Annotated in this window: 1 protein-coding gene; it reads right to left on the bottom strand. The window is 43.5% G+C overall.

Annotated features, from left to right (window positions below):
* On the bottom strand, nucleotides 1-255 hold a 255-nt coding region (locus tag J3L11_RS19740), incomplete at both ends, for an ISAs1 family transposase (RefSeq protein ID WP_207572017.1).

Raw genomic sequence — 255 nt, 5'->3', positions numbered from 1 at the left:
CCACAAGATTCTCTGGCAATTTTGCTTTGAGTTGGAATACATATCGTTCCTCTTTGCGACCATGAGCCTCTTGTCTGACTTCGGTGACAACTTGTTCTTTCTTAGCATCAAAAACAGCCTGAAACTGTGACTGAACAGCGTTCCAAAGTGTGGGCTGGTTCTTTTTGACTTGAACCACAACATGCGCCTTTTTCTCACTGATTTTTTCCAACGTTTCACGCTGACAATGCAAGGCATCTAGGGTAATTACTGCAC

This window comes from Shewanella sp. 4t3-1-2LB, from assembly GCF_017368415.1.
Classification (GTDB): domain Bacteria; phylum Pseudomonadota; class Gammaproteobacteria; order Enterobacterales; family Shewanellaceae; genus Shewanella; species Shewanella fodinae.
The sequence above is the reverse complement of the archived record's forward strand: the minus strand, read 5'-3'. Positions and strand labels throughout refer to the sequence as shown.